Annotated in this window: 1 protein-coding gene and 1 pseudogene; one reads left to right on the top strand and one right to left on the bottom strand. The window is 75.1% G+C overall.

Features of this window, described 5'->3' with window-relative positions; genetic code table 11:
* Positions 1–233 (top strand): annotated as a pseudogene (locus tag G9H71_RS23000) (hypothetical protein); the annotation flags it as partial.
* Positions 234–245: 12 nt separating this feature from the next.
* On the opposite strand, the gene G9H71_RS22995 reads toward G9H71_RS23000, so the two are convergent.
* A partial coding sequence (locus tag G9H71_RS22995) for a hypothetical protein (protein ID WP_196792400.1) occupies positions 246–643 on the bottom strand: 398 nt, incomplete at its 5' end.

The following is a 643-nucleotide window of genomic DNA, read 5'->3' as shown; positions in this document are numbered from 1 at the left end:
AGATCGAGGTGGACTGCGAATACCGCACGGTCCCGTCGGACCTGCCCGACCGGCTGGTCTACGCGGTCCGGGTCGTCGCCAAGGACGGCTCGCAGCAGACGCTGGGCACCTGGGCCATCGAGCGGGGCGACACCACGACCTACACCACGGGCACGGCGCTGGCGCGGGACGAGATCTCAGCCGTCGAGGTCGTCACGACCAGCGGGCGCGCGATCCTCACGCTCTCGCCCTGACCGCGACGCCCGTCAGCGCAGCCGGATCGACGCGATCGCGGAGCGGCCCCACACCACCCGCACGGCCGTCCCCTTGCGCAGCTGCGCCAGCTTCGCGCGCTTCAGGGACAGGGTCGCGTTGCCGCGGGCGTCGAGCTTGCGGGTCCCCAGCGCCACCCACTTCTGCGCGCCCCGCTGGCCGACCAGGGCGCGCAGGGCGACCCGGCGCCCCGCGTTGCGCGCATCGAGGTCGACGCGCAGCCTCCGAGCGTTCCGGTCGAGCGCTGCGACGGGCGTAGCAGCCTTCGGCGAACTCGCGTTCGTGCTCGACGGAGTGGCCGGAGCGGTCGTCGGCACCGGGGCGGGCGAGGTCGGAGCCGTCGTCGGCACCAGGGCGGGCGAGGTCGGAGCCGGCGCCGGCACCGGGGCGG

The sequence above is a fragment of the Motilibacter deserti genome, assembly GCF_011250635.1.
Lineage (GTDB): Bacteria > Actinomycetota > Actinomycetes > Motilibacterales > Motilibacteraceae > Motilibacter_A > Motilibacter_A deserti.
This window is presented reverse-complemented; position numbering and strand designations above follow the sequence as displayed.